Below are 7096 nucleotides of genomic sequence, written 5' to 3'. Positions count from 1 at the left end.
CTACTCAACTGTGCGGAGGTGGGACGACGAAATCGAATTCTAACGAATTACCGATTTCTGTCCCACTCTCTTTTTTTCCTAAAAAATGTAGTGCAATCGTAAACTAACAGAAAATTGTTTGAAATCTCAATAAATATATATAATTTACATAGAAATGAGTTGATAGAAAGATTATTTAGAAAAAAATAGAATAAAAACAAGTCTGGTAAGCGTTTGCAAAAATAAATGAAAAGATGTAAACTGGAGGTATAAAAAATCGGGAATGCTATCCTTTTTTACTAAAAGGAGTATTCGAAAAGGAGATTTGCCATGAAAAAATGGTTATTTAAACTTTCATTGGTAGCAATGACATTTTTGCTCCTACCAGTTCAAGCCGTTCAAGCTTGTTGTGGCTTTATCATTGGTCGGCAATTGACCAAGGATGGGACTACTCTCTTTGGTCGGACAGAAGATTACCCTTACTATCCAAATGGTGGCAAGCACAACAAGAATTATGTGGTTGTTGATGCGAAGAATTATAAGGAAGGGGATCAACTGGAAGACGAATCCAATGGTTTTACCTATCCACATGCTGCTAGTGAAATGAAATACACAGCGACTTATGACTCTGCTCGTGGAGATGGTAGTAACGGTGCTTTTGGTGAACACGGATTTAACGAAGCCGGTGTTTCTATGACCTCAACTGTTACAGCAATTCCAAACAAAAAAGTCTTGAAGACTGACCCGTTGACAGAAAACGGAATTCCAGAAGCTGCTATGTTGGACGTAGTGTTACCACGCGTTAAGTCTGCTCGTGAAGGGGTTGAATTCCTAGCTAAAGTCATTGAAGAAAAAGGATCGGCAGAAGGGAATGTTGTCGTTTTTGCAGACCAAAATGAAACTTGGTATATGGAAATTCTTTCTGGACACCAATATGTAGCGGTAAAAGTCCCAGAGGACAAATATGCAGTCTTTGCAAATACCTACTACCTTGGTCATGTGGATTTGAATGATAAGGAAAACGTGATCGCTTCGAAAGATGTCGAAAAGGTAGCTAAAGAATCTGGTAACTACAAGACAGACAAAGATGGGAACTTCCATATTGCTAAATCTTATGGACCAGAAAAATATGCTGAAGGAGACCGTTCACGTACTTACGCAGGAATCACTCTTTTGGATCCAAACTCAAAAGTGACTTATGAAGATGATGAATATGAACTCTTCCGCTCACCAACAGATCCAAACAAGAAATTTACTTTGGAAGATGCTTTTGCATTGCAACGCAACCGTTTTGAACACTTAAATGGTCGTTTTGTTCCAGATGATCAAATTGGTGTCAAGAAACAAGGGGATAATGGTAGCAACGATACTGTTCGGAAAGACCAATACAAGTATGCTTTAGGGAACGAAAACGTCATCGATGCCCATGTCTACCAAATCAATCCAAACCTTCCAAAATCATTTGGTGGAACTGTATGGCTCGGAATGGGACCTTCACGGAATACTCCTTATGTTCCATTCTATGGAAATGTAAAAGATACCTATAAAGCTTTCAAACCTCAAACTGCTACCTATGATCCGAATTCATGGTATTGGACAGTATGGCATATTGACCAGATGGCCATCAATAATCAAGACCTCTTTGGAAAATCGATTCAAAATCACTGGAAAGCTCTCGAAGAACAATTGATCATTGAACAGAAGGTTAGTGATAGCAAATATGCAGCCTTGAAAGCGGATGAAGCTGCAGCAAAAGCAGTTGAAGATAAAGTGACTGAGGATGCTTTAGCTCGGTCTGAACGTCTCTTCAAACAATTCAAGCAATATGAGTCTGAATTATCTGCAACTCTTAAAGAAGCAGGTCGTACAGATGATCCATACCGTGCATCTTTACCAGATGACTACAAGGATCCAACAGAATCAAGTACCGAGCCAAGCAAGGAAGAAACAAAGCCAAGCACAGAGTCAAGTACAGAACCAAGCAAGGAAGAAACGAAGCCAAGCACAGAGTCAAGTACAGAACCAAGCAAGGAAGAAACGACACCAAGCACCGAATCAAGTACAGAACCAAGCAAGGAAGAAACAAAACCAAGCACCGAAGTAAGTACAGAACCAAGCAAGGAAGAAACGACACCAAGTACTGAGTCAAGTACGGAGCCAAGCAAGGAAGAAACAAAACCAAATAGTTCAACTACTATTGTTCCTACAAATAGTAACAGTGTTAGTACCGTTGGTCGTCCAGTTTTACCAACAAATTCATATATTTTAGTAGACCAAGCAACAGGTATCGTCTTGCAAAACCCTGATTTTGCTCAAGGCGGCTATAGTCTCCTTGTTGAAGTTTTAAAAGATGTCAAAGAACTAGCTGGTAAAGATTACAAGGCATATAATATTCAATTATCGAACCAAAATAATCCTATACATCAAATTAGTCCAACTGTTGTGACCATTCCAGTCAATGGGCAAAAAGAAGTAGAAGCAGTTTATGGTATCGGTGAAAATGGTCAATTGGAATCCTTCCAATTCCAACTAAATGAAGATAAGTCAGCCGTAACATTTACAACCTCTCATTTCTCAACTTATGGTGTAGTTTATAAATCTGCAGCAAAAATTGAAGAGAAGAAAGGTGAGAAAAAATTACCATCAACCGGTCAAAGTATTTCCATTGCGACCATGGTAGGCGGAGTTCTTTTGACAGTTTTTGGATTTGGCTACTACATCGAAAAACGTAGAACCCATTAAACGATACAGTTTATAAGATACAACAAAAAAGGAAGTGAGAATGAAATCTCTCTTCCTTCTTTTTTAGTCTACAGTTTGTTCAGATGCTTCTAATTTTTTTCCAAGGTCGATAATATATTGTTTGAGATCATCTTTGACTTGAGGGTGTTTCAAGGCATAGTCGATCGAAGTTTTCATGAAGCCGAATTTATCACCTACATCGTAGCGTTGGCCTTTAAATTCACGGGCAAAGACTCGTTGGGTTTTATTGAGGGTGTCGATCGCATCTGTCAATTGAATTTCATTGCCAGCGCCTGGTTCTTGATTTGCAAGAATATCAAAGATTTCAGGAGTCAAGAGGTAGCGTCCGATAATAGCGAGATCACTTGGAGCGTCCTCTGGGTTTGGTTTTTCGACAAAAGTTTCAACGCTATAAAGACCGTTAATGCCTTCGCCTTGAGGTGCGATCACACCGTAAGAAGAAACCTCTTCGTGAGGGACTTCCATCACAGCGATAGTGGACGCATGGGTTTCATCGTAGTCGTTCATCAATTGTTTGGTCAATGGCAAGGCATCATCATTAGTGATGTCCATGAGATCATCTCCCAACATAACGACAAAAGGCTCATTTCCAACAAATGCCTTTGCCTGAAGAACAGCGTCCCCTAAACCTCGAGGGTGACTTTGGCGGATGAAATGAAGATTGATCGCTGTTGTATCATTGACCAACTTGAGTAAGTCAGTCTTGCCTTTTTGCTCGAGGTTGTATTCCAATTCGAAGTTAGAATCGAAATGGTCTTCGATCGAACGTTTAGCCTTCCCTGTTACGACAAGGATTTCCTCAATCCCAGATTTCAGAGCCTCTTCTACGATAAATTGGATCGTAGGTTTGTCAACGATTGGCAACATTTCCTTTGCCAAAGCTTTGGTAGCTGGGAGGAAGCGTGTCCCCAAACCAGCCGCAGGAATGACTGCTTTTCTAACTTTAGTCATATAGTTTCCTTTCTAAAAGGTAGGATTGATGTTAGGGTGGTTGACTTATTTCCACTCATTTTCTTCTTTAAATTCATTGCTCATCATGTGGTGGATGGCTTCGCGAATATCTTTTCCTTCATAAATGACTTGGTAAATGGCTTGTGTAATCGGCATGTAGACATCCAATTCTTGGGCCAGTTCGTGGGCGACTTTGGTCGTAGAGATCCCTTCAATGATCATACCCATGTTGGCTTCGATATCTTCCAATTTTTCGCCACGTCCGAGAGCATCCCCAGCTCGCCAGTTGCGGGAGTGGACAGAAGTACCAGTAACGATCAAGTCACCGACCCCAGATAAACCGCTATAAGTCAATGGGCTAGCTCCGAGCTTAACGCCAAGGCGCGTGATTTCAGCGAGACCGCGCGTGATGATAGCTGCTTTGGCATTGTCCCCATAACCAAGACCGTGCAGGGCTCCAGCTCCGACCGCGATGATATTTTTCAAGGCTCCAGCAGTTTCCACTCCGATGACATCTGTATTGGTATAGAGGCGGAAGTAGTGATTGCTAAAGAGTTCTTGAACATAGCGTGCAGCTTCTAAATCTTTTGAGGCTGCTGTAATGAGGGTGATGTCCCGTACAATGGTCTCCTCTGCATGACTTGGTCCAGAAACGACCACTACTTCACTGCGAAGAGAAGCAGGAATTTCTTCTTCAAGGATTTGAGAAATCCGATCGTGTGTACCAGGTTCTAGCCCTTTAGAAGCGTGCATGACTGTGACAGGGTGATCCAGTGTTTCAGCGACTTGTTTAGCGACCAAGCGGGTCACCTTGGTAGGAACGACAAAAAGGATAGCATCCACGCCGTCCAAAGCTGCTTTCAGATCGGTCGTAGCGGTAATTTGATCGCTAATAACGATGTCTTTGAAATAGCGTTGATTGGTATGAGCGGTATTGATTTCATCGATTTGTTCTTGGATATTTCCCCAGAGACGGACTTCATGGCCGTTATCATTGAGGACTTGTGAAAGGGCTGTTCCCCATGAACCAGGACCCAATACTGCAACGGTTTGTTTTTCCATTGTATCTTCCATTTCTATGTCTATTTTTTCAACAAGGCTAGGAAATCTAGCGCTTGCACCTTCGAAACGGCCGAATGTGTGCCTTGAAGGACGATTCTATTTTCCTCTCTATTTTAACATAATATAGGTAAAAAAACTTGTATGATCATCAATTGTTTTGTGAGGACATTTCATTTTGACAAGATGCTAAATAAAAAAATGCCACCTTTTACTTGTATTACTACTAATTTGTGATATAATATTTTTTGCCTATTATTATGAATATAAGGGGAGATAAAATGAAAAAATTGGCTATATATCTATTGATGATGCTTTCATTATTGATGGTATGCTTTACGCTTTTTTCTAAAATTGTAAATGCAGAAACGTCAAAAAAAGTGGATGTCATCACAAATGTAAAAGTTCAAAACAATGATGGCGGGGATTTAACAGCTCCGCTTGGAAGATACGATACTTTCCGTCTTAATGCAAAGTTTGCTTTGGAAGGAAAAAACGTTAAAGCAGGAGATACGACGGAAGTAGTTATTGCTTCTCCAATTGACATCAAATCGCAGGATTTTGAAATTAATGACTCCATTACTGGTAAATTGATCGCTAACGCAAAGGTTGATGCAACTACTGGTAAAATTGTCTTGACATTCACAAAGTTTGTTGAAGAGAAAAATGATATTTCAGGTTCGTTCTTCTTCTATGCTGGTGTTAATAAAGATAAGTTTCCAAATGATGGTAATGCGCCAGTTAAGGTCTCTGTTAATAACAAAGTGAAATTCGATGGTACAGTAAAAAGTGGGACTGTCGGAGAAGGTAAACGGTATACTATTATCAAATCTGGTTGGGATAATGGAGATCACAAGAGCCTAGGTTTTCGTATTTCTGTAAATAGGACCAACGAGGCAATCAGCAATGCAGTTCTTTCAGATTCTATGGAATCACCAGGTGTAACCTACAAGGCTGGTAGCTTTAAGATCTACAAAGGTACTTGGGATTACAGCACTGGAACATGGCAACTTAAAAACAAAACAGATGTCACCTCTCAATACACTGTAAATGCAACAGATACTACATTTACGATTAATCTAGGGAACATTTCTGCTAACGATCACTTTGCAGTTGAATATGAAGCAGTTGTTAACTATGATGCGGTTGACCGTGAGGTGATCAAAAATAAGGCGACTATCGTAGGTGATAATAAAAAACCATACGATTCAAATAGTAAAGTAAATATCCAAATCGCGGGTGGTGAAGGTGTTGGTTATGCCTTCGGCATTCAAGTTCATAAAGTTGACGAAAGTAATGAACCGCTGAAAGGTGCGAAATTCCAAGTTATCCGTCAAGCAACTGGCCAAGTATTAGGTGAGTTTGAATCAGATGCTAAAGGTGAATTTAGCCTTAAAGAACTCTTGAGAGATAAATACATCATCAAAGAAATTCAAGCTCCGAAAGGGTATGACTTGGCAGAAGATACAATTGTTGAAGCTAGTGAATTTACGACACCAACGAAACCTGTTAGCAAAACCATTGTAAACAAGAAAGAGAAGCCGGCCAAAACCCAAGCTGTTATTGAGCTGGATAAAGTTCTTACAGGTCGTGACTTGGTAGACGGCGAGTTTAGCTTTGAATTGTACGAAGGTTCAAACAAACTTCAAACAACTACTAACCAAAACGGGAAAATTACATTTGCACCGATTGAGTACACTGAAGAAGGTGAACACACATACACTGTGAAGGAAGTGAAGGGCGACAATGCCACTATTGCTTACGATGCTTCTGAAAAACAAGTGACTGTTAAAGTCATTCGTGATGGAGGAGCTTTGAAGGCAGAAGTCGTCTATCCAGAAAGCAAAATATTTACCAATGCCTTCACACCAAAGGCGGCAAATGCAACAATTGAGTTGACAAAAGAGTTGACAGGCCGTGACTTGGTAGACGGTGAGTTTAGTTTTGAATTGTACGAAGGTACAAACAAACTTCAAACTGTTACCAACAAATCTGGCAAAGTAACCTTTGATGCTATTTCTTACACAGCAGAAGGTGAACATACTTATACTGTGAAAGAGGTCAAAGGGGATAATGCTACGATTGCTTACGATGCATCTGAAAAACAAGTGACTGTTAAAGTCACTCGTGATGGAGATGCCTTGCAGGCAGAAGTCGTCTATCCAGAAAGCAAAATATTTACCAATGCCTTCACACCAAACGCAACAACTGCAACAATTGAGTTGACAAAAGAGTTGACAGGTCGTGATCTAAAAGACGGTGAATTCAGCTTTGAATTGTACGAGGGTGCTAACAAGCTTCAAACTGTTACAAACAAAAACGGAAAAGTAACATTTGCACCAAT

At 40.3% G+C, this 7096-nt stretch carries 4 protein-coding genes; 2 read left to right on the top strand and 2 right to left on the bottom strand.

Going from position 1 to position 7096, the window contains the following annotated elements; genetic code table 11:
• The first annotated feature begins 309 nt into the window (after window positions 1-309).
• Window positions 310-2721 (top strand): C69 family dipeptidase, encoded by a 2412-nt coding sequence (locus H7T97_RS10005; protein ID WP_201090174.1) that lies wholly within the window; start codon window positions 310-312, stop codon window positions 2719-2721.
• A 63-nt stretch (window positions 2722-2784) separates the two neighbouring features.
• Here the strand turns inward: H7T97_RS10005 and galU are convergent, their stop codons facing one another.
• Both galU and H7T97_RS09995 read right to left on the bottom strand, forming a co-directional pair.
• Entirely contained in the window at window positions 2785-3693 is a 909-nt protein-coding gene (gene galU, locus H7T97_RS10000) for a UTP--glucose-1-phosphate uridylyltransferase GalU (RefSeq protein ID WP_201090173.1), read from the bottom strand.
• 45 nt (window positions 3694-3738) lie between these two features.
• Window positions 3739-4755, bottom strand: coding sequence for an NAD(P)H-dependent glycerol-3-phosphate dehydrogenase (locus H7T97_RS09995; RefSeq protein ID WP_037608137.1), 1017 nt, complete (start codon window positions 4753-4755; stop codon window positions 3739-3741).
• Window positions 4756-5033: 278 nt separating this feature from the next.
• Here H7T97_RS09995 and H7T97_RS09990 point away from each other — a divergent pair.
• Window positions 5034-7096 (top strand): Spy0128 family protein (locus H7T97_RS09990; protein ID WP_155199370.1); only part of this gene is annotated, 2063 nt, incomplete at its 3' end.

Origin of the sequence: Streptococcus parasanguinis (genome assembly GCF_016648925.1) — a bacterium.
GTDB lineage: Bacteria > Bacillota > Bacilli > Lactobacillales > Streptococcaceae > Streptococcus.
Note: the sequence above shows the minus strand (reverse complement) of the source record. Positions and strands in the feature narration are given on the sequence as shown.

Bases quoted from the DNA above. Each gene is read 5' to 3' on its own strand.
- H7T97_RS09995 (WP_037608137.1), bottom strand. From the start codon at position 4,755: ATGGAAAAACAAACCGTTGCAGTATTGGGTCCTGGTTCATGGGGAACA.
- H7T97_RS10005 (WP_201090174.1), top strand. From the start codon at position 310: ATGAAAAAATGGTTATTTAAACTTTCATTGGTAGCAATGACATTTTTG.
- galU (WP_201090173.1), bottom strand. From the start codon at position 3,693: ATGACTAAAGTTAGAAAAGCAGTCATTCCTGCGGCTGGTTTGGGGACA.